This is a genomic window from Lawsonella clevelandensis, from assembly GCF_001293125.1.
Taxonomy (GTDB): Bacteria; Actinomycetota; Actinomycetes; order Mycobacteriales; family Mycobacteriaceae; genus Lawsonella; species Lawsonella clevelandensis.
On the sequence record NZ_CP009312.1, the window covers coordinates 1,543,566 to 1,568,473 of the forward strand.

Annotated in this window: 25 protein-coding genes and 3 tRNA genes; 14 read left to right on the top strand and 14 right to left on the bottom strand. The window is 56.3% G+C overall.

All coding sequences use genetic code 11. From position 1 onward, the window contains the following. Positions 1 to 378: 378 nt before the first annotated feature. The 5 genes from IY73_RS06530 (at position 379) to msrB (ending at position 5,143) form a co-directional block, all read left to right on the top strand. Positions 379 to 1,056 (top strand): MptD family putative ECF transporter S component, encoded by a 678-nt coding sequence (locus tag IY73_RS06530; protein WP_053979109.1) that lies wholly within the window; start codon positions 379 to 381, stop codon positions 1,054 to 1,056. A 69-nt stretch (positions 1,057 to 1,125) separates the two neighbouring features. Next, positions 1,126 to 1,893 (top strand): energy-coupling factor transporter transmembrane component T, encoded by a 768-nt coding sequence (locus IY73_RS06535; RefSeq protein WP_053962378.1) that lies wholly within the window; start codon positions 1,126 to 1,128, stop codon positions 1,891 to 1,893. Beyond that, a complete protein-coding gene (locus IY73_RS06540; RefSeq protein ID WP_053962379.1) occupies positions 1,894 to 3,408 on the top strand; it encodes an ABC transporter ATP-binding protein in 1,515 nt (504 codons plus the stop codon). Positions 3,409 to 3,422: 14 nt separating this feature from the next. Next, positions 3,423 to 4,106 (top strand): MptD family putative ECF transporter S component, encoded by a 684-nt coding sequence (locus tag IY73_RS06545; RefSeq protein ID WP_053962380.1) that lies wholly within the window; start codon positions 3,423 to 3,425, stop codon positions 4,104 to 4,106. 65 nt (positions 4,107 to 4,171) lie between these two features. Beyond that, positions 4,172 to 5,143: a peptide-methionine (R)-S-oxide reductase MsrB gene (gene msrB / locus IY73_RS08860; protein WP_053962381.1), complete on the top strand. Its 972-nt coding sequence runs from the start codon at positions 4,172 to 4,174 to the stop codon at positions 5,141 to 5,143. Between the two features lie 29 nt (positions 5,144 to 5,172). Here msrB and IY73_RS06555 read toward each other — a convergent pair whose 3' ends face one another. Together IY73_RS06555 and IY73_RS06560 are read right to left on the bottom strand one after the other, a co-directional pair. Then, positions 5,173 to 7,191: an ATP-dependent DNA helicase gene (locus tag IY73_RS06555; RefSeq protein WP_053979221.1), complete on the bottom strand. Its 2,019-nt coding sequence runs from the start codon at positions 7,189 to 7,191 to the stop codon at positions 5,173 to 5,175. A gap of 107 nt (positions 7,192 to 7,298) precedes the next feature. Beyond that, positions 7,299 to 8,627 carry a nicotinate phosphoribosyltransferase gene (locus IY73_RS06560; protein WP_053979110.1) on the bottom strand — a complete coding sequence of 443 codons (1,329 nt, stop codon included), beginning with the start codon at positions 8,625 to 8,627 and terminating at the stop codon, positions 7,299 to 7,301. A gap of 159 nt (positions 8,628 to 8,786) precedes the next feature. On the opposite strand from IY73_RS06560, the gene murI reads away from it, so the two are divergent. The 5 genes from murI (at position 8,787) to IY73_RS06585 (ending at position 12,387) form a co-directional block, all read left to right on the top strand. After that, complete coding sequence (gene murI / locus IY73_RS06565) at positions 8,787 to 9,677, top strand: glutamate racemase (RefSeq protein ID WP_390175770.1); 891 nt, start codon at positions 8,787 to 8,789, stop codon at positions 9,675 to 9,677. Between the two features lie 165 nt (positions 9,678 to 9,842). Next, on the top strand, positions 9,843 to 10,604 hold the full coding sequence (locus IY73_RS06570) for an MBL fold metallo-hydrolase (RefSeq protein WP_082346610.1): 762 nt from the start codon (positions 9,843 to 9,845) through the stop codon (positions 10,602 to 10,604). 12 nt (positions 10,605 to 10,616) lie between these two features. Continuing rightward, the gene (rph, locus tag IY73_RS06575; RefSeq protein WP_053979113.1) at positions 10,617 to 11,396 is read left to right on the top strand and encodes a ribonuclease PH; all 780 of its coding nucleotides are present in this window, start codon (positions 10,617 to 10,619) and stop codon (positions 11,394 to 11,396) included. Between the two features lie 66 nt (positions 11,397 to 11,462). Then, the gene (locus tag IY73_RS06580; RefSeq protein WP_053979114.1) at positions 11,463 to 12,152 is read left to right on the top strand and encodes a non-canonical purine NTP pyrophosphatase; all 690 of its coding nucleotides are present in this window, start codon (positions 11,463 to 11,465) and stop codon (positions 12,150 to 12,152) included. 154 nt (positions 12,153 to 12,306) lie between these two features. Further along, positions 12,307 to 12,387, top strand: a tRNA-Leu gene (locus tag IY73_RS06585). Positions 12,388 to 12,426: 39 nt separating this feature from the next. Here the strand turns inward: IY73_RS06585 and bcp are convergent. Beyond that, positions 12,427 to 12,915 carry a thioredoxin-dependent thiol peroxidase gene (gene bcp / locus IY73_RS06590; protein WP_053979115.1) on the bottom strand — a complete coding sequence of 163 codons (489 nt, stop codon included), beginning with the start codon at positions 12,913 to 12,915 and terminating at the stop codon, positions 12,427 to 12,429. Between the two features lie 114 nt (positions 12,916 to 13,029). On the opposite strand from bcp, the gene IY73_RS06595 reads away from it, so the two are divergent. Continuing rightward, the gene (locus IY73_RS06595) at positions 13,030 to 13,257 is read left to right on the top strand and encodes a DUF3618 domain-containing protein (RefSeq protein WP_053962388.1); all 228 of its coding nucleotides are present in this window, start codon (positions 13,030 to 13,032) and stop codon (positions 13,255 to 13,257) included. A 119-nt stretch (positions 13,258 to 13,376) separates the two neighbouring features. Here IY73_RS06595 and IY73_RS06600 read toward each other — a convergent pair whose 3' ends face one another. The 3 genes from IY73_RS06600 to IY73_RS06610 all read right to left on the bottom strand — a co-directional run bounded on the left by IY73_RS06600 (position 13,377) and on the right by IY73_RS06610 (position 17,075). Further along, positions 13,377 to 14,534: a L,D-transpeptidase gene (locus IY73_RS06600; RefSeq protein WP_053962389.1), complete on the bottom strand. Its 1,158-nt coding sequence runs from the start codon at positions 14,532 to 14,534 to the stop codon at positions 13,377 to 13,379. A 400-nt stretch (positions 14,535 to 14,934) separates the two neighbouring features. Next, positions 14,935 to 16,038 carry a DUF5692 family protein gene (locus IY73_RS06605; RefSeq protein WP_237023728.1) on the bottom strand — a complete coding sequence of 368 codons (1,104 nt, stop codon included), beginning with the start codon at positions 16,036 to 16,038 and terminating at the stop codon, positions 14,935 to 14,937. Continuing rightward, positions 16,035 to 17,075 (bottom strand): hypothetical protein, encoded by a 1,041-nt coding sequence (locus tag IY73_RS06610; RefSeq protein WP_096334774.1) that lies wholly within the window; start codon positions 17,073 to 17,075, stop codon positions 16,035 to 16,037. The genes IY73_RS06605 and IY73_RS06610 overlap by 4 nt, the downstream gene beginning before the upstream one ends. A 314-nt stretch (positions 17,076 to 17,389) precedes the next feature. Between IY73_RS06610 and IY73_RS06615 the strand changes: the two genes are divergently transcribed. Further along, positions 17,390 to 18,805 carry a DUF5692 family protein gene (locus IY73_RS06615; protein WP_237023729.1) on the top strand — a complete coding sequence of 472 codons (1,416 nt, stop codon included), beginning with the start codon at positions 17,390 to 17,392 and terminating at the stop codon, positions 18,803 to 18,805. A 61-nt stretch (positions 18,806 to 18,866) separates the two neighbouring features. Here IY73_RS06615 and IY73_RS06620 read toward each other — a convergent pair. From IY73_RS06620 to cmrA, 5 genes are all read right to left on the bottom strand, one after another. Beyond that, positions 18,867 to 18,939: transfer RNA gene (locus IY73_RS06620), tRNA-Lys, on the bottom strand. 188 nt (positions 18,940 to 19,127) lie between these two features. Next, positions 19,128 to 19,355, bottom strand: coding sequence for a CsbD family protein (locus IY73_RS06625; protein ID WP_053962390.1), 228 nt, complete (start codon positions 19,353 to 19,355; stop codon positions 19,128 to 19,130). Between the two features lie 208 nt (positions 19,356 to 19,563). Further along, positions 19,564 to 19,639, bottom strand: a tRNA-His gene (locus tag IY73_RS06630). 48 nt (positions 19,640 to 19,687) lie between these two features. Next, the gene (gene orn, locus IY73_RS06635; RefSeq protein WP_053962391.1) at positions 19,688 to 20,326 is read right to left on the bottom strand and encodes an oligoribonuclease; all 639 of its coding nucleotides are present in this window, start codon (positions 20,324 to 20,326) and stop codon (positions 19,688 to 19,690) included. 2 nt (positions 20,327 to 20,328) lie between these two features. Next, complete coding sequence (gene cmrA, locus IY73_RS06640) at positions 20,329 to 21,138, bottom strand: mycolate reductase (RefSeq protein WP_053962392.1); 810 nt, start codon at positions 21,136 to 21,138, stop codon at positions 20,329 to 20,331. Positions 21,139 to 21,413: 275 nt separating this feature from the next. Here cmrA and IY73_RS06645 point away from each other — a divergent pair, with 275 nt between their 5' ends. Together IY73_RS06645 and IY73_RS06650 are read left to right on the top strand one after the other, a co-directional pair. Next, entirely contained in the window at positions 21,414 to 22,124 is a 711-nt protein-coding gene (locus IY73_RS06645) for an HNH endonuclease family protein (protein WP_082346611.1), read from the top strand. Between the two features lie 487 nt (positions 22,125 to 22,611). Further along, on the top strand, positions 22,612 to 22,812 hold the full coding sequence (locus IY73_RS06650) for a helix-turn-helix domain-containing protein (RefSeq protein ID WP_053979116.1): 201 nt from the start codon (positions 22,612 to 22,614) through the stop codon (positions 22,810 to 22,812). 182 nt (positions 22,813 to 22,994) lie between these two features. Here IY73_RS06650 and IY73_RS08780 read toward each other — a convergent pair whose 3' ends face one another. The 3 genes from IY73_RS08780 to IY73_RS06660 form a co-directional block, all read right to left on the bottom strand. After that, positions 22,995 to 23,231, bottom strand: a complete 237-nt coding sequence (locus tag IY73_RS08780) for an excalibur calcium-binding domain-containing protein (protein WP_315861661.1) — start codon at positions 23,229 to 23,231, stop codon at positions 22,995 to 22,997. 26 nt (positions 23,232 to 23,257) lie between these two features. Beyond that, complete coding sequence (locus tag IY73_RS06655) at positions 23,258 to 23,998, bottom strand: tyrosine-type recombinase/integrase (RefSeq protein ID WP_148565066.1); 741 nt, start codon at positions 23,996 to 23,998, stop codon at positions 23,258 to 23,260. A 311-nt stretch (positions 23,999 to 24,309) separates the two neighbouring features. Beyond that, the gene (locus tag IY73_RS06660) at positions 24,310 to 24,720 is read right to left on the bottom strand and encodes a hypothetical protein (RefSeq protein WP_053979118.1); all 411 of its coding nucleotides are present in this window, start codon (positions 24,718 to 24,720) and stop codon (positions 24,310 to 24,312) included. Positions 24,721 to 24,908 lie beyond the last annotated feature (188 nt).

The window sequence follows — 24,908 nt, forward strand, 5'->3', positions numbered from 1 at the left end:
GTAATGGGGGAGGGTGACGACGCTATAGAGGCATGTGGGTATTTACTGCAGAGCCATTCCGTCGAATGGCTCAATGTCGGCCGACAACACTCACTCCATCGATGTACCGCGGTAGAGCGTTACAACTCGCTGGTAATCTTTGCGAAGAAACCGCGTCCGCGTGTCTAGTGAAGCGGGATCTCGCGCCTTGGCATCGTCATGTTTATGCAGGTAATACAGAGAACTGTGGAAAAGCCGGGGTAAGCAAACTGTTGTCCGATATACTTGGCCTGAGTGCCGTGGCAGTAGTGTCCACGGCCTTCCTCACACCTGCACTACGTTCACATAATTTCGCAGCACTCGTCTACTAACCGCACTCGACACTCACAAGGGAGCACAATGGCGGAGAAACTACGCACCAAGGACCTGCTGAACCTCGGTATTTTTGGCACCATCTACATGGTGGTGATGGCCATTCTCGGCGTAGCAGGAGCTGCTGCGCCGGGCTTGGTGTTCGGCACGATGGTGGTAGCCGCTTTCGTGAACGGTACTGTTTTTATGCTGTACCTCACCCGGGTGGATCGCTTCGGAATGGTGGTTATGCTGGCTCTCATCATGTCCCTCATCATGATTGCCATCGGTCGTTCCTGGACTACAGTGTTGACGGCGCTCGTTTTTGGTCTTCTTACAGAGCTCATTCTGGCGCTGACGAAGTATCGGAATACGGTCGCCAATATTTTCGCCTATGCGCTGTTTACTCTCTGGTTTATTGGTCCTCTCCTTCCCATCATTTGGTTCACTGATGACTACTTCCAGTCTGTTGCCCAAGGGAACGGTGCCAACTACGCCCACGAGATGATGAACTTCTTTACCGTGCCGGTGATTGTAGCTTTCGGCGTCACTATCTTTGTGGTTGGTGCACTGGGTGCCTGGCTGGGGGCTATTCTCATCAAACGTCACTTTGCCAAGGCTGGAATGGCAGCGGGAGCAACTTCGCAGGAGGCTGTTGTCGACGCACAGGACACTCTGGAAGAGACTCCGCAGGGCTCCGTAGTGGACCCCACGCAGCAGGCTTAATATGCACTATGCCTGATAGGAGCGCTGTGGTGTTGGTAACACCACAGCGTTTTAATTAGGATTACCTTCATGAGCGCAGTCGCGGAGAACCAGCAAGTCCCATCTCTTGCGGATTTGTCCGTCGGCCGCCAGCGTCGCTTCTTCTCACTGGACCCGCGCACCACCATGCTCAACCTTCTGGTGATCAATGTGGTGGTGCTGTCGATCTCCGACCTCTCCGTCACCTACCTAGGTTTCCTCTTCACCGTCATTATGCTGATGACGATACGTTGTTGGAAGATTCTCGGCGGATACATCACCTTCTTTGCTGTCTGCCAGTTCCTGCACCTTGTGGTGCAGCCAGCATTCCCCAACAAGGTAGTGACGATCCTTATCACCTTCGCTTTCTTCCTCTCGAAATACGTCGTGGTCTTTGGAACAGGTCTCTATTTTGTCCGAACCACTACTGCCGCAGAATTCGTTGCAGCAATGAAGAAAATGCGCATTTCTGACGTTTTAGTGGTGCCCATTGCCGTCATGTTCCGCTTCTTCCCGGCGGTTTATGAGGAGTTTTGGGCAGTCGTCAACGCGATGAAATTACGGCAGCTCTTTAAGAACGGGTGGGAAGCACTCCTGCACCCCATTAAAACTACTGAATACGTAGTGGTCCCCCTGCTCACGTCCGTCATTAACATTGGCGAAGACCTCTCCGCATCTGCGATGGTGCGCGGGTTGGGTGCACCGGGGCGTAAGACCTCCATCGTCCCCCTCGGTTTCCAGGTGTGGGATGGGGTGGTTGTTGTTGCCAGTATCGCCTTCCTGATCTTCGCCATTCTCACGAAAGTTCAGGTGATCTAAATGAGCACCGACATCCGTGACGTCACCTATCGTTACCCCACCAGCCGGCCAGGCACTCCCGCCCCCATCACCAACCTCAATCTCACTATTCAACCAGGGGAGTCAGTGCTCATTTGCGGCGGCTCTGGGTCCGGCAAAAGCTCCGTCATCCGCCTCCTCAACGGTCTCATCCCCAAGTATCACGAGGGGACCCTCACTGGTCAGGTTGTACACACCTCCACTAACGGTAACGAGCACATCATTAGCCACGAGGAACTCTTTGAGACCGGCCGTTTTACCGCGACGGTCTTTCAGAATCCCCGCACCCAGTTCTTCACCACCAATGTCACCAGCGAGTTGGCCTTCGCCTGCGAAAACTACGGGATGAACCCGCAGGATATTAAAGACCGCATGATGCGTGTGGTCAACGAGATCAACATCCCCCATCTCTTGGGCAAGAACCTCTTCCACATTTCTGGTGGAGAGAAACAACGAGTCGCCTGCGGCTGCTCCATGATGAGCGAGCCGGATCTCTACCTTTTCGACGAGCCCACAAGTAATCTTTCCCCGCAGGCTATTGATGAATTCCGCGAGGTTTACGCCTCCCTGCGACGCAAGGGTGCCACTTTGGTGGTAGCCGAACACCGCTTGTACTTCCTTCGCGGGCTCGTTGACCGCGTCATTATCATGACGGATGGTCGCATTGAGAGGGAGATGACGGGCGACGAATTCTGGGCGCTGACGGACGATGAGCGTTCCCAGTACGGTCTCCGCGATCTCACTGCTCCGCCGGAACCAGAACTACCGACGATTGTCGCCAACGGCAACGCCACCAAGCTTCCCCCCACTCTTGTGCCCACTCTTGCGCCCAGCACCACGTCTGATGATGGTGGTTCTGCGGACAGCGTGTCGGAACCTACCGCGCTGGAGATCCGCAACCTGCAGTTCTCCTACGGAAAGAAGCTGGTTCTCGATATTCCTGAACTTCGCCTGCCTGCCGGCAAGGTCATTGTGGTGGCCGGCCCGAATGGGGCAGGGAAGAGCACCTTCGCCAGTGTCCTCACGGGCTTGGAGAAGGCGCGCGGCACCATCAGCTACCGTGGCGAGAAATTGACGCCCAAAAAGCGGCTCGCCCACAGCTACATGGTGATGCAGGACGTCCACCGGCAGCTCTTCGGAACTACCGTACGTGGCGAGGTCACAGTTGATTCTGCCGCTTCCTTTGTTGACCCCGCACAAGTGGATGGCTTGCTTGCGGAGTTCGATCTGCTTCACCTGGCAGACCGACACCCCATGTCACTGTCGGGTGGGCAAAAACAGCGCGTTGTTATTGCTACCGCCAAGGCCTGTCAAAAGGACATCGTGGTCTTCGATGAACCGTCATCTGGCCTGGATTACCAGCACATGGTCGCTATTGCGCATGCTCTGCGTGAACTGGCAGCGCACGGCAAAGTGGTACTGGTAATCACGCACGACTATGAACTCATGAATCTTTGTGGCGACCTTATTCTCCACCTCAACAAATTGAGTTACTAAGAATCGAGAGTGCTGTGACTCCATTTTCCAAATTCACCAGCAAAGACCTCATCTACGTCGGTATTTTCACTGTCGTCTACCTGATTCTTGGCTTCGCCTTCGGAGCCCTCGGCGCCCTCAACCCCATCATGCAGGCAGTTGGTGCCATGCTGGGCGTCATCGCCAATGGCATTGTCATCATGGTATTTCTCACCAAAGTGCGGCGCCCAGGAGCACTATTCCTGCTTGTCTTGTTAGCTGCGGTTGCGCGGATCCTTTTCGGTGACGCCTGGCCGGTAGTCCCCATGGCAATCGTCTTCGGTGTACTGGCAGACTTCGTGGCATGGCGAGGCGACTACCGAAACCTCAACCGCAACATCTTCGCTTATGGCCTGTTGTCGCTAGCCCCCGTGGGCTCCCTCCTCCCCATGATCTACATGGGTGACGAGTACTTTGCGAAGGTGGCACAGCACATGGGCGAAGACTACTCCCACTCCATGCAGATGCTCTACACCCCTGGGTTCATTGGCGTGATGACCGTCATTGTGTTCATTCTGGCACTACTTGGCGGTTTTATTGGCAAACTCGTTGTGCAGCGCAGCTTTGCACACTTTGATGCTGATGCTGCCGCAGTCACCGGGCAGCCGTCTGTTGCTGCGGAGCCCGGCTCTAACGTCGGTACCGTCACCGATGCTGACGATGGCACCGTCAGCCCCTAGCGAAAACCTCCTGACGCCCCTTCTCTCGCTCGATACCCTGGGAGTATCCGAGAGAAGGGTTTTTTATGTCAACGACACCAGCAACTCGCGTTATCTACTTGGCAGGAGGCTGCTTCTGGGGAGTGGAAGGGTACTTTCAGCGTCTCTCTGGGGTGGTCGATACCGAAGTGGGCTACGCCAATGGCGTGAGTGCCACCACCAGCTACTACGACATTGCAGAAACTGGCCATGCCGAAACCCTCAAGCTCACCTACGACCCTGCGCGCATCAGCCTAGTGGAGATCCTGCTGCACTATTTCCGCATCATTGACCCACTTAGTCTCAACCAGCAAGGAAACGACCGCGGTACCCAATACCGCACCGGCATCTACTGGGAAGGCACAGCAGACGACGCCACCTCCCGCGCCGTTCGCCGCTTCCTGAACCTCCAACAGGCAAACTTCAGCTATCCCATCCGGGTAGAGGCGGAGCCACTCCGCAACTTTTGCCCGGCAGAGGACTACCACCAGGATTACTTGCAGAAGAACCCGGGTGGCTACTGCCATATCAGCCTCGCTGCAGCAGACCGCCCCCTTGATCCCACTGACTATCCCGCCCCCAGCCAGGAGGAGATTCTCGACACTCTCACCACGGAGCAGTTCCGTGTGACTCAGCAGAAGGACACTGAGCGCCCCTTCAGTAGCGAATACGACACACTCGACGAACCAGGTATCTATGTGGATATCGTGACGGGCCAGCCCCTCTTCTCCTCTGACGACAAGTATGACGCCGGTTGTGGCTGGCCCAGCTTCACCCGTCCCATGGTGGGAGACGCCCTCCACTATGAAGAGGATTTCAGCCACGGAATGCACCGTGTGGAAGTAACCTCCAGTAGGGGAGAGAGCCACCTGGGACATGTTTTCCCCGACGGCCCGCATGCGGAAGGCGGACAACGGTACTGCATTAACGGGGCTAGCCTACGGTTTGTTCCCCTCGCGCAGATGGAGGCGGAGGGCTACGGACGCTACCTCCCATTTGTCACACCCCGGGAGCAGTAACCTACATTCACCCAGCGGATGGGGCATCGCTAGTCTGCCTGTGTGGTAATACGCCGCAACGACTGCAGCACCACCTCAGTGTTGGTGGTCTCCCAATAAGGGGGAAGACTCTGCCGGAGGAAACTGCCGTAGCGCGCCGTCACCAATCGCGAGTCCATCACAGCGATAACACCCCGGTCGGTTGTTGAGCGCAGAAGCCGGCCTGTCCCCTGCGCTAAAAGTAGGGCAGCATGAGCGGCAGAGACGGACATAAAGCCATTCCCACCGTGCTGGTTGACGAAATCAAGCCGAGCGGACATGAGTGGATCATCCGGCCGGGGGAAGGGTATCCGGTCAATAATGACGAGGGAACAGGACGGCCCTGGGACATCCACACCTTGCCACAGCCCGAGGGTGCCCACGAGGACACTTTCTTCCTGCTCGGCGAAGTCGGCGATGAGTGAGCTCATGGTGTCTTGACCTTGGCACAATACCGGGTAGGGAACATGTTCATCCAGATAGGCGGCGACATCATCGGCGGCACGCCGCGAACTGCACAATACTAAGGTGCGTCCACCGGCCGCACTGACGAGCTCTTCCATCCGTTCGAGTACCTTGGGCTGAGTGGAACCTTGCAGCGGACGGGGGAGATCCCGCGCAATGTAGAGGATTCCTGCCGTGCGGTGGGAGAACGGAGACCCCACGTCCAGGCTGCTCCATGCCACAGGGGAGTGCGCCCCACCATAGCATCGCCGGCCACTGTTGGGTTCCTCCTCCCGTGGATGTGCTGCCCGATTGGGATCCCGAGATGTCGCCATGTCGGTGAGGGGGGAGGTTTCCCGTTCTTCCTCAGGTAGCCCCCACTGTCGGGCCATGGTGCGGAAAGAACCGCCTGCCTGCAGAGTCGCCGAGGTGAGGATGACGGTGGACTCAGCAAACAGGTGGTCACGCAGTACTGCAGCAACGGAAAGCGGGGCGACATGGATTTCACGACCGCGGCGTTCCGGTACGCTCATCCAGACAACGTGGGTGGGGGATTCGGCAAGCACCACATCGCACACGTCGACAATCTGGTTGAGACCGCCGATGGCTTGTTTCTTTGCGGTGGCGTTTTTGGGATCGTTGACGATGTCTGCGTCCTTCACCGGACCGAGGGTAGTCAGCAAGGTGGTAGCAGTGGAGCGAAGGAGGGTCAGTGCGGATACTTGGGTGTCGTCCAGCGTATCCCACCGGCCAATGGGGCTGGAGTCCAGGGCGGCGGAGAAGCGTTCCACGCTCTCGAGGAAGTTGTCGACGTCACTGTCGCTGAGGAAATGGATGAGGCGTTTACCCAGGATATCGAGGCCGGCGGTGGATAGTGTGCCGGAGATGACATTGGTGACGCGGCTCTCGAGCTCGTGGGCCTCATCGACGATAACGACGTCATGGTCGGGGAGTAGGTCAATGGGGGAGGCAGCGTCAATTGCCAGCATGGCGTGGTTGGTGACGATAATGTCCGCCCGGTAGGCCTGCTGGCGGGCCTGTTCCGCGAAGCACTCGTCTCCGAATGGACAGGCCGATGCGCCGATACAGGATTGTGTATCCACAGAGACGGTTCGCCACACAAGGTCTGAGACGCCGGGTTTCAGGTCGTCGCGGTCTCCAGTTTCGGTGTCCTGTGCCCATTCGTGGACTCGTTGGGCTTGCTGGCCTGCCTGGGAGGGAATGAGGGTGTGTGTGCCGCCATCATCTGTGTCGGGGTCTGCTGCACTGTGGAGAGCGTTCCAGCATAGATAGTTGTTCCGGCCTTTGAGAAGGGCAAAGGTCGGACGGCGGCCAAGGTCCTCTGCCAGCGCATCGACCAAAAGAGGCAGATCTCGGTGGCACAGCTGGCGTTGCAGAGCGATAGTGGCGGTCGAGACCACCACCGTCTTCCCCGATTCCACTGCATGGCGGAGCGCGGGGACCAGATATGCCAAGGATTTTCCGGTGCCCGTTCCCGCCTGGACTGCTAGGTGTTGGCCGGTGACCATGGCGTGATCAATAGCCGCAGCCATGCGGAGCTGGCCGGCGCGTTCCTGCCCGCCCATAGTCGTTACTGCAGTGCGCAGGAGTTCCACCACGCTGGGTAGCTGGTAGGAGTCAGGTTGTGAGGGGGTAGGGGCAGAAGGGTGGTCCACGGAGCCCTCACTTCCTCCTAGAAGCCCACAAATTGGGTGGGGATAGCGGGCTCACCGCGGGAGAGGGAGAGCCCCTCCCAGGGTAGTTGCTTGAGGTTGTCGTAGAGCAGGCTGCGAGCATCATCGAGAGTAGGTAGGTTCTGCTGCACTTCGCCATCTACTACATAGTCAATGGTGAGCTTGTCGCAGTTCAGTGTCCCGGTATCGGGGGCTGCCGCGCCCAGTGGGGTGACGATCTCGGACACCATCGTGCCGGTAGCGCGGGAGGTCCGGAAGCCTTGCTTGCTGCCACCGCGGGTTTCCTTATGGCTGGAGCGTTTGGCTACTTTTTGGCCGTCCACTTCAACAATCTTGAACACGAGTTCGGCGGTTGGTGCACCCGACCCCGTCACTAGAGAAGTGCCAACACCGTAGGCGTCGACGGGTTCGGCGCGCAGCGCAGCGATCGAGTACTCGTCGAGGTCGCCGGACACCACAATGTGCGTGTTGTGGGCTCCTAGAGAGTCGAGTTGTTGGCGGACCTGGCGGGCCAATACACCCAAGTCGCCGGAGTCAATGCGGACGCCCCCCAGCTGTGGGCCAGCAACTTCAATGGCATTGGCGACACCTTGCGTAATGTCGTAGGTGTCCACCAGCAGCGTGGTGTCCGTCCCCATAGCCTCCACCTGGTGGCGGAAGGCGGCTTTTTCGTCTGGCTGATTGTTGGAGGTGTGCAGCAGGGTGAAGGAGTGTGCCGATGTTCCCCCGACGGGAATGCTCCATCGGTAGCCGGCCGCCATGTCAGAGGTGCTGCTGAAGCCGGCGATGTAGGCTGCGCGGGCGGAGGCGACGGCACTTTCCTCATGCGTCCGGCGGGCGCCCATTTCGATGATGGCGCGGCCATCGGCGGCAGCTGCCATGCGTGCCGCGGCAGTGCCGATGGCACAATCGTGGTTAAGAACGGAGAGGGCGAGAGTTTCTAGCACTTGGCATTCGGCGAATGTGCCTTGCAGAGTCAGGATGGGGGAGCCGGGGAAGTAGAGGTCGCCTTCCCGGTAGCCGCTGATGCTGCCGGAGAAGCGGAAATTGCGCATCCACTCGAGTGTCTCCTCAGAAAGAAAACCGCTGCAGAAGTCGACCTGTTCGTCGGTGAATCGGAAGTTCTGAAGGTGATCGAGCAGACGTCCGGTACCGACGACAACTCCGTAGCGGCGGTCATGAGGGAGACGTCGACCGAAAATCTCGAAGGTGGAGAGGCGGCTTGCTACTGGGGTGCCACTCGCCTTTTCTGCGGTGAGAGCAGCATCCACCATAGTGAGTTCATACATATCCGTCAGCAGCGCAGGGGCGCCACGGTAAGTGTTCATAGGAGCTCTTCTCGGAGTTTTCTCGAGGGTGACCTGTCCTAGTCTACTCAACTTCCGTGCCCCTGAAGTGAACTACACTGGGGTGGACTACTCCGCTAACCAGCATCGGGCGGTGTTGGGTGGGAAAGGAAAAGGATTACGCGCATGGTACCCAGTGGCGTGGGGGGCAAAACCGCACCTATTGGTGTTTTTGATTCGGGGGTGGGGGGTCTGACCGTGGCGCGTGCCATTATTGACCAGCTACCCCAGGAGCCCATTTTTTTTGTTGGTGACGGTGCGCATGGCCCCTACGGGAACCAGACAATGGAGGCGGTGTGTGGGCATGCGGTAGCCATCGGCGACTACTTGGTCGAACAAGGATGTAAGGCGCTTGTCATCGCCTGTAATACCGCTACTGCGGCCGCCTATGAGACATTCCTGGGCCGCTACGATGTTCCGGTGGTGCAGGTTATTAGTCCGGCGGTACGTACGGCTGTGGCTACGACGCGTACTGGCCGAGTTGGTGTTATTGCTACACAGGCGACGGTGGACTCCGGTGCCTATGAGCGGGAGTTCGCGCGTGTGTGCGGTCAGCAGGCAGGGGACGGTCCTCTGGTGACGGTTTCGAGTGTTGCCTGCCCGCGTTTCGTCGATTTTATTGAGCGGGGGATTACGACTGGTCGGCAAGTGTTGGGTTTAGCGGAGGGCTACTTGTCTCCTCTGCAAGAGGTAGGGGTTGATACTCTCGTGCTGGGCTGTACCCACTATCCGTTGCTGTCTGGCATCATCCAGATGGCTGTGGGGCGAGATGTCACCCTGATTAACTCTGCTGAGGAGACGGCGAAGGATGTGGTGCGGTTGTTGACTGAACAAGATCTGTTGGCGCCGGGCGAGCTAGGCGCGGAGGGGTGCACCACGGATGTGACGGGCGTGGCAGATGCGACGGGCGTGGCAGCTCCGCTGCGGCGTTTTGAGACGACGGGTGATCCGGTTTTATTCGAGCGGCTTGCGCATCGTTTTTTGGGACCTGTGGTGGGGTCAGTGGCCGCTACTCGGCTGTTAGCGGAGTAGCGACACATGCTAAAAATGCCTTAGAGCTGAAGAATTCCGCTGAGTGGAGACATGTTTTCATTTCTTGAGTGAAAGTTGTTGAATTCCTCACACCCCACGGCAGTTGTGCAATTTTGCCCCCACCCGCAGTATCACAAGTAGCAAGAAAACTGACACCATAGAACCATGCGATTAACTGTTGTTGGATGTTCTGGAAGTGTGGTGAGTTCCCACTCACCCGCCTCTTGCTACCTCCTGCAGTCCGCAGGGCACCGTCCCATCATTATGGATATCGGCAATGGTTCCATGGGGGGGCTGCAAGATCTTGCCGACCCTAGCGACTGCGACCTCGTTCTGTCGCACCTTCACCCCGATCACGTTGCCGACATCTCCAGTCTTATCGTGTGGCGTCGCTACTCTCACAAATCCACCGATACCTCAGCAACGGTATTGGGGCCCTCTACCTTCCTCGAGAAAGTGGGGGAATGGTTTGCGGACGATTACGGCACCCGCCATGACCTCACCGATACGTTTGATTTCCGCCCTTGGGATCTCGCCGCGTCCCAGAGCCTTAACGGCTTCACATTCCGGGCCTTCCGCGCCGACCACCCGGGTGAAGCGTACTGTATGCGGGTGACGGAGGACTCTACTGGTGCGACGTTCTGTTTCTCCGGCGATACTGGTCCCGCTAACGGTATTCGCACAGCAAGTGCTGGTGTTGACGTGTTTCTCTGCGAGGCCACCTGGACGACACAGCCCCACCTGCCGGAGCATATGCACATGACGGGCACGCTGGCGGGGGAGCTCGCGACCGACAACAAAGTGGGGCGGTTGCTCCTCACTCATGTGTCACCGTGGACCGACAAAGAAGCCGTATTGGCGGAGGCGCTGGCAGCAACCACCGTGCCCGTTGAACTGGTAACTCCGCGGGCGGTTTATGAGTGGTAGTAGGCTCTAGGTGTGTCTACTACTGTAAATTCTCGCGCCGATGGGCGCGCTGTTGATGAACTCCGTCCTGTCTCTATCCTGCGTGGTTTTACAGAAAACCCAGCAGGCTCTGTGCTTATTTCGATGGGGAACACCCGTGTGATGTGCACAGCTTCCGTCACCAAAGGGGTGCCGCGTTGGCGTATGGGCTCCGGTTTGGGATGGGTGACGGCTGAATACTCGATGCTGCCGGCATCTACGAACGAGCGGTCGCAGCGCGAGTCTACGCGTGGCAAGGTGGGCGGCCGCACACATGAGATTTCTCGGCTTATTGGTCGGTCTCTGCGCGCCTGTATCGACCTATCTGCGCTGGGGGAGAATACTATCGCGTTGGACTGTGACGTCTTACAAGCGGATGGGGGCACGCGTACCGCCTCTATTACCGGTGCATATGTGGCCCTGGCAGACGCCGTCACCTACCTGTCCTCGCATGGACTCATCGCCAAGGGAAATCCGTTGAAGACCAGCATTGCCGCCATTTCGGTGGGGGTTATTGACGGTGAGGTGCGGCTGGATCTTCCGTATGAGGAGGATTCCCGTGCTGAGGTCGACATGAACGTTATCTGCACTGGTGACGGACGTCTGGTAGAAGTGCAGGGGACGGCTGAAGGCGAGCCTTTCGATCGGGCGGTGATGGATAGTCTGCTTGATATGGGGCAGCTGGGCTGTGTCGAGCTCAGTAAGGCACAAGAGGAGGCGCTGGCGGCACACTACCCGTTCCCCGCTAAATTGGGCCGCGGCGCATACGCCTAGGCTGAGTGTGGTGGCTGCACTCGCTGGTAGTGCGGCCGCATTCATCCCCTTGTATCAGGAGAAACTATGAAACTGCTTGTTGCCTCCCGTAATACTAAAAAGCTCACGGAAGTTCAGCGTGTGCTTGCTTCTGCTGACCTTGCGAGCATTGAGGTGGTGGGGTTGGATACGGTGGAGGAGTTCCCCGAAACTCCCGAAACCGGGGCGACCTTTGCGGAGAATTCTCTCATTAAGGCCCGGGACGGTGCTGTTCACTCTGGTTGGGTAACAGTTGCAGACGACTCCGGTTTGACGGTGGATGCGTTGAACGGCATGCCGGGGGTTCTTTCGGCCCGCTGGTGTGGCGAGCACGGCCGTGACCAGGACAACCTGGAGCTTGTATTGGCGCAGTTGCGGGATGTTTCCGAGGAACACCGTGGGGCAGCGTTTGTTTCTGCGGTGGCGATTGTGGTGCCAGAATCGTTTGCGAATTCTACGGAGTTGGCGGAACGTGGGCTCGCGCCTGAGATGGTAGTGGAGGGAGAGTGGCGCGGCGTGCTGACGTCTGCGCCGCGCGGAGATAATGGCTTCGGCTATGATCCGATCTTCCAGCCCTGGGATGCAGATGGACGGACCTCTGCAGAACTGTCGGCGTTGGAGAAGGACACGCGTTCTCACCGCGGCCAGGCCCTGCGTGCGGCAGTACCGCTGTTGAGAGCCCTAGCTCAATTGGAGGTAGATTCCGCTGCCGTGAGCCGCGAGGCTGAGCGCTGCTGACACTCGGATTCTGGTGGCGAGTCTCTGGCTGGCTGCTGTGGCTGGCTGCTGTGGTTTGCTGCTGTGGTTTGCTCTGGTGGCCAGCCTTTGGCTGCCGGGTTGGCGTGAAGGCTGGTCTGAACTGTACAGTATGAGAGTCCTGTTTACAGGGCTTGCGCGAGTGGCGGAATTGGCAGACGCGCTAGATTTAGGTTCTAGTGTCTATGACGTGCGGGTTCAAGTCCCGCCTCGCGCACAAGAAACCCCGGAAGCTGTGCTTCCGGGGTTCATTGCTTTAGACATCGAGTTCGGTGATGATGCGTGCCACGTGGCCAGTAGCTTTGACGTTGTATTGTGCTAGGGCAATGGTGCCATCTGTGTCCACGAGAAAGGTGGAGCGGATGACGCCTTGGACGACTTTGCCATAGTTTTTCTTTTCTCCGAATGCACCCCACTCCTGCATGACGGTTTTATCAGGGTCGGAGAGCAGGGGGAAGGTGAGCTCGTACTTGTCGCGGAAGGCGGCAAGTTTTTCCGGCTTATCGGGGGAAATGGCAATAACGTCAATTCCGGAACCGTTCAGTTGGGCCAGGTTGTCCCGGAAGTCGCAGGCTTCTTTGGTGCATCCAGGAGTGTCGGCGCGCGGGTAGAAGTAAACGATAACGTGTTTACCTGCATAATCAGAGAGGCTGACGGTGTTGTTGTGGTCATCGGTGAGGGTGAAGGAGGGGGCGGTGTCGCCTTCGGAGAGGCGGACCTTGTCATGTGGAATATCTGTGCTCATAGTGCCAGAGTAGCGACTTTCCGTCGATTCATCGGAGATTGGGCAGTATTGCAGTACTCTAGAGGGGAAACACTTTTCGGAGTGCGTACGTGAAAAACTTTGCTGGAGGACATTATGGCCCAGGACTTCGAAGCTATTGAGCTGAACATTGCTGTCGCTCGCGATAACCTTGCCGCAACTCTTGATGAGATTGCCGACCGTGTTAATCCCACCAATGTTGTGGAGAAGGGCAAGGCTGCCGCTCAGGACGCGCTGCAAAAGGTCGAGGTTCAGATTGCGCTGGGTGTCGCCGCTGCCGTCATTCTTGGTACGCTGGTGATCCGTCTCGCTCGTCGCAAGTAATCCGGGTTCGTTCTAGCCTGCAGACGTTAGCGGCTAGTGCGAGATTTCATCTTTAGGACATAAACGAAGCGCCCACACTCTCTGGTGGGCGCTTCGTTTATTGCTTTCGTGGGGGTAGGTCAGTCGGTTTTTGCGTTACCGGCTTTCCATTCGGACCAGGGGATGTTCCAGTCGCCAAGGCCTTCGTTTCCTTGCAAGGTGGGGCCCTTGGTGTTTTTCACAGTTACGGGGTCGCCAGCTTTGAGGTTGTTGTATACCCATTCTCCGTTGGCGACGGAGACGTTGAGACAGCCGTGGCTGGTGTTACTGGAGCCTTGTGCCCATACGGACCAGGGGGCGGCGTGGATGAAGATGCCACTGTAGGACATGCGGGTAGCCCAGTTGACTTTGGTCTTGTAGCCCTGCGGGGAATTGACCGGCACGCCGAAGGTGGAGGAGTCCATCACCATAGACTTGTGCTTGTCGCCGATGTAGTAGATACCGTTCGGGGTGGGGTGAAGGTTGGATCCCATGGAGATCGGGATGGTCTTGACGACTTTGCCGTTCTTCTTGATGACGAGTTGGTGGGTCTGGTCGTCGGCGAAGCCTTCCACGCGGTCACCGATGGTGAAGGTGGAGCGGACATCTTTTTGGCCGTAGAGACCTTTGCCGAGGTCATGACCGTAGCACTTGACCTGAACATTGATCTTGGTGCCGGGCTTCCAGAAGTGTTCACCGCGCCAGCGCACTTCGGTGTTGCTGACCCAGAAGAAGGCGCCATCTACGGCTGGGGTGGTCGTGATGTGGATGCAGTCCTGGGCGGCTTGGCGGTCACCAATAGGTTCGTCGAATTTGATTGCGACGGGCTGGGCGATGCCGACGACTGCTCCGTCAAGGGGGTAGACCCAGGGCATGGTGAGGTTGTCTGGCTTGACCGTGCGGAAGCTGCGCTGGAAGTTGAAGCGCTTGCCGTCCTTCGTAGCGAAGGACTTGATGGTGTACGTCTGGTCGTATCCCAGTGGTTCGGTGCTGGACCACTGGTTTCCGTCTTTGGCGCCCTTCACTGTTTTTCCGGTTTCGTCGTTGATGAGTTTGACGGAGCCAAGGGTGCCACTGGTGGCTTGCACGAGGATAGGGGAGATGACGTTGACGTTGGTGGCGGCTTCTCCCACAGATGCCTTAATAGACGGCAGGCTACTAGCTTGCTGCGTGTCTTGGCAGCCGGATAGGCCGACTACCAGAGCAGTTGCTGCGGCGAGGGCTGCGAGAGCCGAGCTACGTCGAGCAGGACGACGCATATGGAACCTCCGAAAGCAAAAATAATGTGCGAGTAGTTGGTGATTGGGGTGTACTCGCACGGCCTGGCTGCGTCTTTTGTGTCGTCTGACGCGGCTGGCCGGTGGGGTCACTCACTGTATTTATGGTGAGCTTCGCTTCATTTGTAACAGTACCGAAGGAAGCAGTGTTGTACCTACTGGGGACGCTGGGTGAGGGCGCTTGCTTACTATGGGCGAAACGCCCTTCGTGACGGGTGATGACCTCATCGTTCACAGTGCGACACCAAGTAGGAACGTGACAGATGTCAGTCTACTGACGGGGTGTAATAAGAAAAAACTCCCGAACGTACCTGGGTACGTTCGGGAGTGGGTGGTTGTTAGGCTGTGTGAGGGTGCGCCTCACTATGTGGAGACGCGTGGTTTATGAGGGTGTGCTGGGAGGTGCTCCTTGTAAAGATGGGGGTTGGAGGTTGCGGGTTTTGGCATGGCTGGCAGCTTCGTCCCATGGCAGGTCGTAGCCTAATTCGGCGGGTGTGCGTCCGGCACGGGCAGCGATAAGCTCCTTGTCTTCATCGCTTGCGTTTGTGGCGATGATGGCGGTGTTGTCTGGGGTGTCGGGGTAGACCTCCTGGGTGAAGGGGTTACGACGGAACTTCGCGATCCGGTATACGTGGTATACAGCTACCGCGATGTTGACGAGCAGTGCCACGAGTGAGACGAGGAATAGCGCGGTCTCGTTATGGGAGGAGCGATGCGCGAACATCGACGTATGCATGAAGGCCGGGAAGGTGAGGACGACGGCCGACCAGAAAGTGAGTGTGTAGGCCCGGTATTGGATCCAGGAGCCGCGTGCGAACTTGAAGATGACTGGGATGGTGCAGGACAGCAGTAGAGCGAGTCCGGAGTACCAGGCGCGGTCTGCCAGGCAGTTGTAGACGTAGGCGAAGTTCCAGAAGTCGTAGGCAATAATCCACCAGATCGTCAGATCGCCCCAGATGATGGCCTTCTCTTTGTTCTTGGAGACGAATATTCCGACCCAGCCGGAGATCATGAGGAAATTGAGAATTCCGGCAATGCCGTTCATGATGTTCCAGGGGCCGCCGAGTGTCACCATTCCTTGGGCGGGGTCGATTCCGTAGATGCTGTAGCACTGGAAGTCTCGGACCACAGCTTCCAGAATGTTAATCGTCAAGATAATTGGCGGAATGCAGAGATACCAGTATTTATGTCGGAGTTTGGGGAAGTACTGCAACGCCACTAGGGAGAGGCTTCCCAGGAGCGCTGAATACTGCTTGACGATGGGGAACCACCCGGCTGAGTTGGTTCCTTCGGTGGAGTGTGGCCACCAGAAGATGGTGAGGAGAATCGGGATGACGATGAACACGGCAATGGCTACCCATTTGTAGCGTTGTGCGAGGTAGGCGGCTACCGCGAGAGCGGCAATCACCACGAGTAGCATGACGTAGTCCCACCATTCGCCGCGCTCAAAGAAGAAGAGGGTGGGGTAGTCGACGTGGTAGCTCATTGTTCTTTACCCCAATTCGGTAGGTAGGTTTTTTCTTTCTTCTGGCGCATTTGTTCTTCCCAGGAGAAGACGGGTTCTTTCCAACCGACGTAATAGTCAGAGTCGACGGTGGTTGCCCAGGGGCTGTCGGCATCGGTGGGTGGCCAATTGGGGTTGTCGGTTACGGGTTCACGGAAGTCGGTGACGGCGGGTCGCTGGCGCCCATAGCGGAACCATTGGGTGTACGTTTCTTCGAAGAAGGGGGTGTTGTCCCAGCGGCCGGCGGGCGTGTCGGAGCGGAAGAACCGGCCTCCTAGCATTCCGCGCATTAAGCGACCGGTGAATTGTTGCTTTTTGCGGAATTCAACGGTGCGTTTGATGTAGAGGTTTTGTAGATGGGCCATGCAGCCACCGACAAAATCGATCTGCATCCAGTTGATGAACCAGGTCCATAGGTTGTCGGGCTCGTAGGCGACGCGCCAGTGGTTGAGAAGTCTAGTCTTCCCGTTTTTCAGGGGTACAAGGTAGAAGCACCAGGCGGCGGCGTAGTGCTTCATACCCGGGTAGCGGAAGGCGTAGCTACCCGGAGCTGCGGGCGGATGTTTGGTGTCGACCCATTCGATGAGGTACTTGCCGGGGACAACGTCTGTCCATTCCATGGTCATGCCGTGGAAGTCAAAGGTCGCGACGTCTCCGGGCATGAGGGAGTCGGGCTGCTGCCACTCTTCTTGAATCTCGTAGGAGTTGAAGAAAGGGAGTCGGGCGAAGGCTCGTTCGAGGAATTCAGAGCTGTAGGATCCTCCTTTGTCGGCGCCGATTTGTTTGAGGATGCGGTAGACCGCATAGGCGGGGGCGTCGATGTCGATGGCGTAGGTGGAAGATCGGCCGTTGGTGTAGTTGCGGTCGATAAGGTCGTCACCAGGATAGGTCCAGGCATTTTCAGCTTTGGTGGCTTTGCCCGTCAATTGGCTGAACACCGTCATGAAGGAGGCGATGCCGGCGGCCGCCCCGCTGGCGCCTATGCTGAGTGCCTTCCACTTATGGGATGAGGCGCACATGCCTACTCCTTTCTAGAGAAGTGGAGAAAATATGTGAAAAAATCCTAAGTATCCTCGCGCCAGGTTATTATTTCCCTTTTCACCTGGAGATTTGCGTCGATACCCGGGATTTAAATTAGCGTCCTGAGATGGTATTTACGTCGAATTGAACAGTGATTTAGATCATGTTCATTTTCTATTGCTCAGAAGTTTATTAGTTGTAATTTGAGCGGTAGCGACCCACGAGAGCTGCCTTCCTCGCAGTGCTCCCAGGGCTCCTCTTGCGCGGTCGATCATCCCTTCAAACCGTCATCACAATGGCAGGAGGTCGGACTGTGGATTCACTCTTCTTCTGGGAAGTGGGCCCTCTCCGCGTCTACATCATCTGGATTGTGGTCTTCGCGGCGCAGATTCTCATTGCGGAGATTAATCGCCGTTGGAACTGGACCATTTTTGTTCTTTGGACCGGTATTGGCATCATCATGATGCCTTTCGCTATCAAACAAGGTATCCCCATTCTGGGATGGTTCCCCTTTGCTAAGTACGCGCTCATGGTGCTTACGGCTACTCTTACGGGAGCGATCCTTGTATACGCCAAACGTCATCCGGAGTCAGCGCACCGCAACGTGATCTGGATTGGCGTCATTCTGTGGGCGTGCCTCGTGCTCAACATTATGGAGGCTAACGTCCGCGACGTTCTTATCTACGTCAATAGGGATACGTACTATGCATGTGCGGCAAACTGGCACTGTCTCGCCAATATCAACGCCACCCACGGTGCCGATATGTTGAACGGGCTGCCCGAGTCGCGAGGTATTAGCGCTGCAGTGGGCTCAGACGCCTGGTATCAGGCGTTGGCACACAACTTTGCAGCGCGGCATGTGGGTATTGACCCAGAGACTGGCTTCCGGACCATCGGCGGTTCGTGGAACCTCATTACAGCGGTTGCTGGGCTGTTGAACTGCATTACCGTGACAGGTCTGGGCAAGATCATGATCACGAGCAACAAAAAGCAGAAAGTACGTGGCATTATTTGGATTGACCAAGTGTGGCCGTGGATTATCGCCTACGACTTGTGGAACCATGCCTACCTCTATAACTCGCTGGCAGACTACACCTGGTATTGCACGCTAGCACTGCTGCTTGCCTGCACCATTCCCGCGTTCACTTGGGCCAAGGGGCAGTGGATTTGGTTCCGCTGCTTCACCCTCATGTTCTGGATCGCCTTCTACAATTGGGTACCCAGCTTGTCAGCACCGCCAAGCAAGATGTCCCAATATGCCACCATGGATCCCAACGCGAACCTTGTGTGTGCGTGGGCGGCGCTTATCTTCAACGTGGGCGTGTTCATCTACTGGCTGTACAAGATCATTAAGTACAAGCGGAATCCGATTACCAACGCGCTCTTCTTCGAGTTGGGTGAGTTCCGGAAGACCGTCAATGACCACTTTGATGACAAAGACAAGTACTTCCTGACGGATATGGTTCCGGAAACACCTGCCGAACTTGGGTTTGAGCCAGAGACCCCGACACCACCGGTCGATGGGTACGTGACTCACCACTTCTGGTGGGGGAAGAAGGACAAACGGTACCCGAAACTGCGCACGCCGCTAACTGCCGATCCTGTGTTGGTGGCGAAGGGCGTGGTACCTGATCCGCAGTGGGATGTGACGTTATCGCTAGATGCTGCGGAGACGTCCGCGAAAAATGCGGCAACGTCGGTACCTATACAGGAAGTAGGTAAGCAGTAGAGACTACTCAAGAGAATGGCAAAGGTCCCGGCTAGCTAAGCTAACCGGGACCTTCTCTCTGTACACCACCAGGGACTCGAACCCTGAACCCACTGATTAAGAGTCAGTTGCTCTGCCAATTGAGCTAGTGGTGCATACTCTATCGTGATGCGCTGGCGTGCTGCGCAACAGAGAAAACTTTATAACGTTCTTTTCCGAGAAACAAATTGCCTGGTAAGAATGGGTAAACTAGTAATGCTCTGGGTGGCATGTGCAACGAAAACGAGGGTTAAGGGGAGTATGCACTCCGTCCTAACCCTCGTCACTAGTGCAGGGAAGAAGATTACTTCTTGAGACCGTTGATGAAGCCCTTGGCCTTGTCGGCAACTTTGCCAGCCTCCTTGGAGGCGGCGTCCTTGGCATCAGCCAGAGCGTCCTTGGCGGAAGCGCTAGCCTGATCAACCTTACCCTCGGCCTTCAGCTGCTCGTCTCCGGCGACGTCTCCAACGCCTTCCTTGGCCTTGCCGGCAACGTCTTCAGCGGTGTTCTTGATCTTGTCTTCGAGGGACATGAGGGTCCTTTCTGGAATTCTTTGGTATTTTACGAGCCTTACGTGCAAAGTGTGCGTCGTGCTCTGTCTGAACCCATCATAACAAAGTTTTTCCAATAAGGCAGTGATTATTAGTTAATAATAGTTAATAAGTGAAGAAACTAGCAGGTCACCTTAATATAATCGCTGTGCGCGAAAAGACCCCCGTACCTTTGTACGGGGGTCTTTATGGGGTGAGTGACGAGACTCGAACTCGCGACAGCCAGGATCACAACCTGGTGCTCTACCAACTGAACTACACTCACCAAGAGTGCTGCTTGTGGCAGCAAGCTAATATTAGCGGAGAATGACGGTTAGGAAAAATCGGCGAGTTTTCCTTTGATCTCCGCATCACTAGGCCCTGGCGATGGCACGAACGCAACGGCACGGTAGTAGGCCAGTTCTTTGATGGATTCCTTAATGTCCGCCATAGCGCGATGATTCATGCCCTTGGGGGGCTGGTTGATATAGATCCGTGGGAACCAGCGATGGCACAGTTCTTTAATCGTCGACACATCAATCATGCGATAGTGCAGGAACGCATCAAGTTCCGGCATATCACGCGCAATGAAGGCGCGATCAGTGGCAATACTGTTACCGGCAAGAGGCGCGGTGCGGGGCTCGTCCACAAACTTCATAATGTAGGCGAGTACCTGCTGCTCCGCTTCGGCAACAGTGATGGTACTGCGGCGGATTTCATCCGTCAGCCCAGACTTGGCGTGCATTTCGGTAACAACCTCATCCATGCCGTTAAGGAGTTCATCGGATGCGTGGATAACAATGTCCAAACCTGGCTCTGTGCCCTCATCGCCGCCGAGTACTCTGAGGTTACCGTCAGTGACAAGTACCGAGATCTCCACGAGAACATCTTTCGTGCGATCTAAGCCCGTCATCTCGCAGTCAATCCACACAATGCGGTCAAGCTTTGCCGGCAGATTGTCGGGAGAAATCATCGTCACTTGTTGTCACCTGCCAAAGCACCGTAGGTGATCTTGTTAATGGGGCTCGTAATAGCGTGGGGAAGGTAACCCACCGCGTTGAGCATCTTGCCCAAAACTCCGGGGACAACGCGACGCTTGTTGGCAGCCAGGGCGGCCAGCGACTTCTCCGCAACCTGGTCAGAGTTTGCCCACATAAAGGAGGGGATCATTCGGTCGAGGAAGGTCTCCTCCTCCTTCGGCTTATCCGCAGGGCGCACTGGCCCAGGCGCCAGCAGTGTGACGTTAATGCCATAGTCTGCCAACTCGTAACGGAGGGATTCCGAGAACGTGTTAACGAAGGCTTTTGTCCCTGCGTAGGTGGCGTTGTAGGCAATGGGCATGTTGCCCGCCGCAGAGCCGACGTTGAGGATAGCCCCCTCCCCGCGTGCAATCATGCGTGGCAGAACGGCGAGCACAAGCTCGTGGACGGCATTGGCATTGAGCTGGAACTGCAGGTGTTCCTTTTCTTCCGGAAGCTTGGCCACGCTACCAAACGTGGCGGTACCCGCATCATTACAGAGGATGGTGACGTCCAATGTGCGCAATTCGTCGGTAAGTGCCAGACGCGCCGCGGGATCTGAGAGGTCGCAGGGGCGGCAAAGAACCTCAACACCGTAGGTGGAGGTGATCTCGGCTGCGAGTTTATCGAGAACGCCAGCGCGCCGGGCTACCAGAATCACGTTGTAGCCTTGTTTTGCGAGGTGTAATGCCAGTGACCTGCCAATGCCCTGGGATGCGCCGGTAATAACGGAAAAAGTCTGTGCAAAAGGTTGCGGAAGTGCCATGTGCCTAAGTCTAGGCTATAAGTATGCGCAGCATGTCTCTCCATCGCAGCTCATCTCTCTGCCGCTCCGGCGAGTGTTCATTACGTCGTCGCCCTAGTGTGTTGCTGTCTAGCGTGGGGGCAGTGGGAGCCGTTCTGCTTCTCGGGGTTGCTACTGGCTGTGGTCCGGCGACCAGTGCATTGGTGACAGTACCGCTTTCCTCGCCCGCACCAGGGGTTGTCACGTCGAGGGGAGAGAGCTTCCAGCCGTCAGCATCCGCTGCGGAGACTCTTCCTATGAGTGGCAGTAGTGCAGTGAACGTGCCGGAGTCTCTGTCAGCCACTACAACGAGCACGGTGGTTGGAGTCGTTCCGGCACTCAGATTCACTGTTCTCCGGGACTTCGGGTTGGTGAGTTATGGAGATGTTTTAGCGCATGCGCGTCTCTTAGTGGTGAAAGGCCGCGCGCCCAAGACTGGCTATAAGCGTTCCCAGTATGGGAGGAGTTGGGACGACAACAACAGTGCTCCTATGGGTCATAATGGGTGCCGCACCCGTGAGGATATTTTGCGTCGTGACCTGGTGAATGTGACCGTCCGCCCCGGGACTGAAGGGTGTGTGGTGGAGAGTGGCACCTTGTTGGATCCCTACACTGGTGAGATTGTGCAGTTTCAGCGAGGGGAGAGGACGAGTTCCTTGGTGCAGATCGACCATGTTGTTGCTCTCGCAGATTCCTGGGTGAAGGGTGCGCAGTATTGGCCGTTTGAGAAGCGGCTGGCTTTCGCGAATGATCCACGCAATTTGTTAGCGGTGTCAGGATGGGTTAATTCCCGTAAAGGTGCAAGTGATACGGCTACCTGGTTACCTCCCAATAAGGCTTACCGCTGTGAATATGTAGCGCGCCAAGTGGAGGTAAAGCGGCTTTATGGTTTATGGGTTACTGAAGCCGAACAAACAGCGATGATGAGAGTGTTGCGAAAGTGCTCCATTCCGAATCTCACCAAGTGAAATTGTTTGTTCTTTCTAACAGGTGACGAAGATCACAAGAAGTAAATTGAAGAGTGTACTAATGGTTCTCTCAGGGTTTTATCGAATAAAAGCCATATTTATGCCGATTGTGCAACATTTTCATCTAGAATTAATTAGCATGAAAGTTTTTCTAAAAACAAAGTACACAGGCGAGTTTTGAAGAACTATGCAAAAATAATTCCACTATTGACCATCAATAATCCCAAATTGTAAGATTCTTTCTGAAAGTTACGAAATTCTGGACAGTTTCTCTCAAAGCTTTGTAGAAAACCATAAATCAATGTCGTAACGAGGTATATCCTGTAAAAGACATTTGCGGTGACCATAGGGTTACTGGTTACAGTCGGATACTCGGTATCAAGTGGACAACACCTGCTCCGTTGCCCTGTGACCAGGGAGAATAACCTCTCTCTCATGGCCCCCGAGTGCGCTCCGCAGGTCAACAATGATCGATAGAAGGAGTTATATGTCTAACAAGTGGGAAATGCTTGGTCAGCTGCAGGAGCAGTCGACCCGGCTGCGCAAAGTAGAAAAGCAGCTGGATAAACTGCAGAATGAGCGTTACCAGTTGGTTCAGTCTGCCCACGAAAAAGGTGTTCGCATCTCCGAAATCTGTGAAGCAACTGGGCTTTCTCGTCCGGGTGTCTACCGCATTCTGAGCCTTTAGGCCGCTGCTCTCTCCTAAAAACTTTAAGCGGTCAATAGACATAACAACCACAACGTGCCTCCAGTATCCCAGCTGGGGGCACGTTGCTGTCTGTGAAGAATACTGTTGTCGGAATTAAAGAAGACAGAAATAGAAGAGTAAGGGCGGGTAGTGTGCGAGTACCGCTAAGCGGCCAGGCGGACTTATTCACATGCCCATCCGTCACGATCGCGGTCCAGGCCTGCTCGGTAGCCCGGTTCCCCTCGCTTGCGCGGCGCGACCCCGGCGGCCCGAACAGCATCGCAATTCTCGTAGTAGACCTCGGCTGAGGTCGGAATGGCCTCAGCGAAATTCAGTGCCAGGAACTGCAAGGGAATAGTTGTTACTGTGCGTGCCCCCAGAAGGTTCGAACCCTCACACGTAATGGCTATGACCTGCAAAAACAGCAGGGAAATAACGATCGTGGCTACAATTTGGCAACACGCCGCGCTGCAGCATCAAGGTGATCCGCCAGCCGGTCTAGATCATCATCGAAAAGATCGGCGTATACATCGAGCGTCATAGCGGCGGAAGAGTGGCCAAGCATCCGTTGTACAGCTTTTACGTTCGCCCCTGACTGTACGGCTAGGCTGGCTGCTGTATGGCGTAGATCGTGGGGTGTGATGCGGGGGATTCCGGATTCTCTTATTGCGCGTCTCCAGTAGCCCTCGCGGGCGTTGGGGCGGGGCACATAGCCCCCTTTGGGTGTTGCCCATACTAGGCTGCCTGTGGGGTGGCTACGCATGTGCTTGTCTAGTTTCTCGGCAACCAGGGCGATTAACGGCACGCTGTGTTCCTCGTTGCTTTTAGGGGTGCCTAAATGGACTTTTTTGTCGAGCCAGACGGCGTTCTTGTTGACTGTGATCCTCCTGCGCAGGAGGTCTATATCATCGGTGGTCAACGCGATAGCCTCACCCCACCGTAGCCCACAGTAGCCCATGACGAGGATTAGCGTCTCGTATTCCCCACAGGCTGCCGCGAATGCTTGTAGTTGTTCGTGGGTGAGGTAGGTTTTTTGTGCGCGGGTCTTTTTGGGCAGGGGTATACCCTCAACTGGGTTGGTGAGGATTAGCCCGTCACGGATCGCGTCCTGGTAGATATTGCTGAGTATCTGGTGGGCGTACCGTTTTGTGGTAGCGCCGAGCGGCTTCCCATCGTTAGTTGTCATTCCTGCGAGCCAGGATGCGACCTCAGTATGCCTGACGCTATCGAGTGCCCTATCGCCCCAGTAAGGTTTCACTTTGGCTTCCCACACGTTTTTGAGAGAGCGGAGGCTGGATGGCTTGAGGCGGGTCTGCCGGCTGACCCACGCGTCCCCCAACTCGCCGATAGTTTGTTTCCCGCCTTGGCTATCTATCCACTGGCCGGTGAGGATGTCTGAGGCCTGTTTTGTTTCTCACGCCTTGGCCGCTGTTTTGGTGAGGAAGCCACGTTTTTTGGTGCGGGTACCGTCAGGGCGGCTGTAGGCTACTGCCCACCTTATTCCCTTGCTGGTGGTGTATTTATGGACGCTCTCGATGTGGCGAGTTTTTGGGCGCGTTGGAAACTGACACCGAGTATCGTCCCTATATCGCGGTAGGGGAGGTTGGCTGCTGAGAGCTCGCGGGCAGCTCGGCGCATAAGAGAAGAGGCTTTGTCTTGCGCGTCTTTAGCTTCCTTGTTCGCTTGTACCGCTTTTTTAGCGATATCGAATGCAGGCTCCACTACGATACGGATTTGTGCGGTTTCCGGGTGTGGTTCGATTTCAGGGAAGAGCTCTAAGCCTGAGCGTGTCCACTCTTCGAGTTGGTCAAGTCGTTTTGTTTGATGGTTGAGGCCTGGTACTTCGTCAACAGTGGCGATCCACCAGCCCTCTTCGCGACGGGCGCGTATGGTGTAGGTGTTGCTCATTCTGTGGCTCCTAGGTCTTTGAGCATTTTCTTTGCGAAGGTGTTGGGAATTTCGTTGTGACGTGGGACGCTGCTGGGCGGCCTACGGAACTCCCTACTGTCCCGGAATTTGATTAGCCGGGGGCGGGGGTGCCTGGTGTTTGTGCTGGGTGCCCCCGCTTTTTTCGTGCGTTTCTTTGGCTACATTTT

Bases quoted from the DNA above. Each gene is read 5' to 3' on its own strand.
- IY73_RS06660 (WP_053979118.1), bottom strand. From the start codon at position 24,720: ATGAGCAACACCTACACCATACGCGCCCGTCGCGAAGAGGGCTGGTGG.
- IY73_RS06645 (WP_082346611.1), top strand. From the start codon at position 21,414: ATGAGTGGCAGTAGTGCAGTGAACGTGCCGGAGTCTCTGTCAGCCACT.
- IY73_RS06540 (WP_053962379.1), top strand. From the start codon at position 1,894: ATGAGCACCGACATCCGTGACGTCACCTATCGTTACCCCACCAGCCGG.
- IY73_RS06605 (WP_237023728.1), bottom strand. From the start codon at position 16,038: ATGAGCTACCACGTCGACTACCCCACCCTCTTCTTCTTTGAGCGCGGC.
- IY73_RS06570 (WP_082346610.1), top strand. From the start codon at position 9,843: ATGCGATTAACTGTTGTTGGATGTTCTGGAAGTGTGGTGAGTTCCCAC.
- IY73_RS06580 (WP_053979114.1), top strand. From the start codon at position 11,463: ATGAAACTGCTTGTTGCCTCCCGTAATACTAAAAAGCTCACGGAAGTT.
- IY73_RS06625 (WP_053962390.1), bottom strand. From the start codon at position 19,355: ATGTCCCTCGAAGACAAGATCAAGAACACCGCTGAAGACGTTGCCGGC.
- cmrA (WP_053962392.1), bottom strand. From the start codon at position 21,138: ATGGCACTTCCGCAACCTTTTGCACAGACTTTTTCCGTTATTACCGGC.
- IY73_RS06595 (WP_053962388.1), top strand. From the start codon at position 13,030: ATGGCCCAGGACTTCGAAGCTATTGAGCTGAACATTGCTGTCGCTCGC.
- IY73_RS06530 (WP_053979109.1), top strand. From the start codon at position 379: ATGGCGGAGAAACTACGCACCAAGGACCTGCTGAACCTCGGTATTTTT.
- IY73_RS06600 (WP_053962389.1), bottom strand. From the start codon at position 14,534: ATGCGTCGTCCTGCTCGACGTAGCTCGGCTCTCGCAGCCCTCGCCGCA.
- IY73_RS06535 (WP_053962378.1), top strand. From the start codon at position 1,126: ATGAGCGCAGTCGCGGAGAACCAGCAAGTCCCATCTCTTGCGGATTTG.
- IY73_RS06610 (WP_096334774.1), bottom strand. From the start codon at position 17,075: ATGTGCGCCTCATCCCATAAGTGGAAGGCACTCAGCATAGGCGCCAGC.
- IY73_RS06650 (WP_053979116.1), top strand. From the start codon at position 22,612: ATGTCTAACAAGTGGGAAATGCTTGGTCAGCTGCAGGAGCAGTCGACC.
- msrB (WP_053962381.1), top strand. From the start codon at position 4,172: ATGTCAACGACACCAGCAACTCGCGTTATCTACTTGGCAGGAGGCTGC.
- IY73_RS06655 (WP_148565066.1), bottom strand. From the start codon at position 23,998: ATGACAACTAACGATGGGAAGCCGCTCGGCGCTACCACAAAACGGTAC.
- IY73_RS06560 (WP_053979110.1), bottom strand. From the start codon at position 8,627: ATGAACACTTACCGTGGCGCCCCTGCGCTGCTGACGGATATGTATGAA.
- orn (WP_053962391.1), bottom strand. From the start codon at position 20,326: ATGATTTCTCCCGACAATCTGCCGGCAAAGCTTGACCGCATTGTGTGG.
- bcp (WP_053979115.1), bottom strand. From the start codon at position 12,915: ATGAGCACAGATATTCCACATGACAAGGTCCGCCTCTCCGAAGGCGAC.
- IY73_RS06555 (WP_053979221.1), bottom strand. From the start codon at position 7,191: ATGGGCGGGCAGGAACGCGCCGGCCAGCTCCGCATGGCTGCGGCTATT.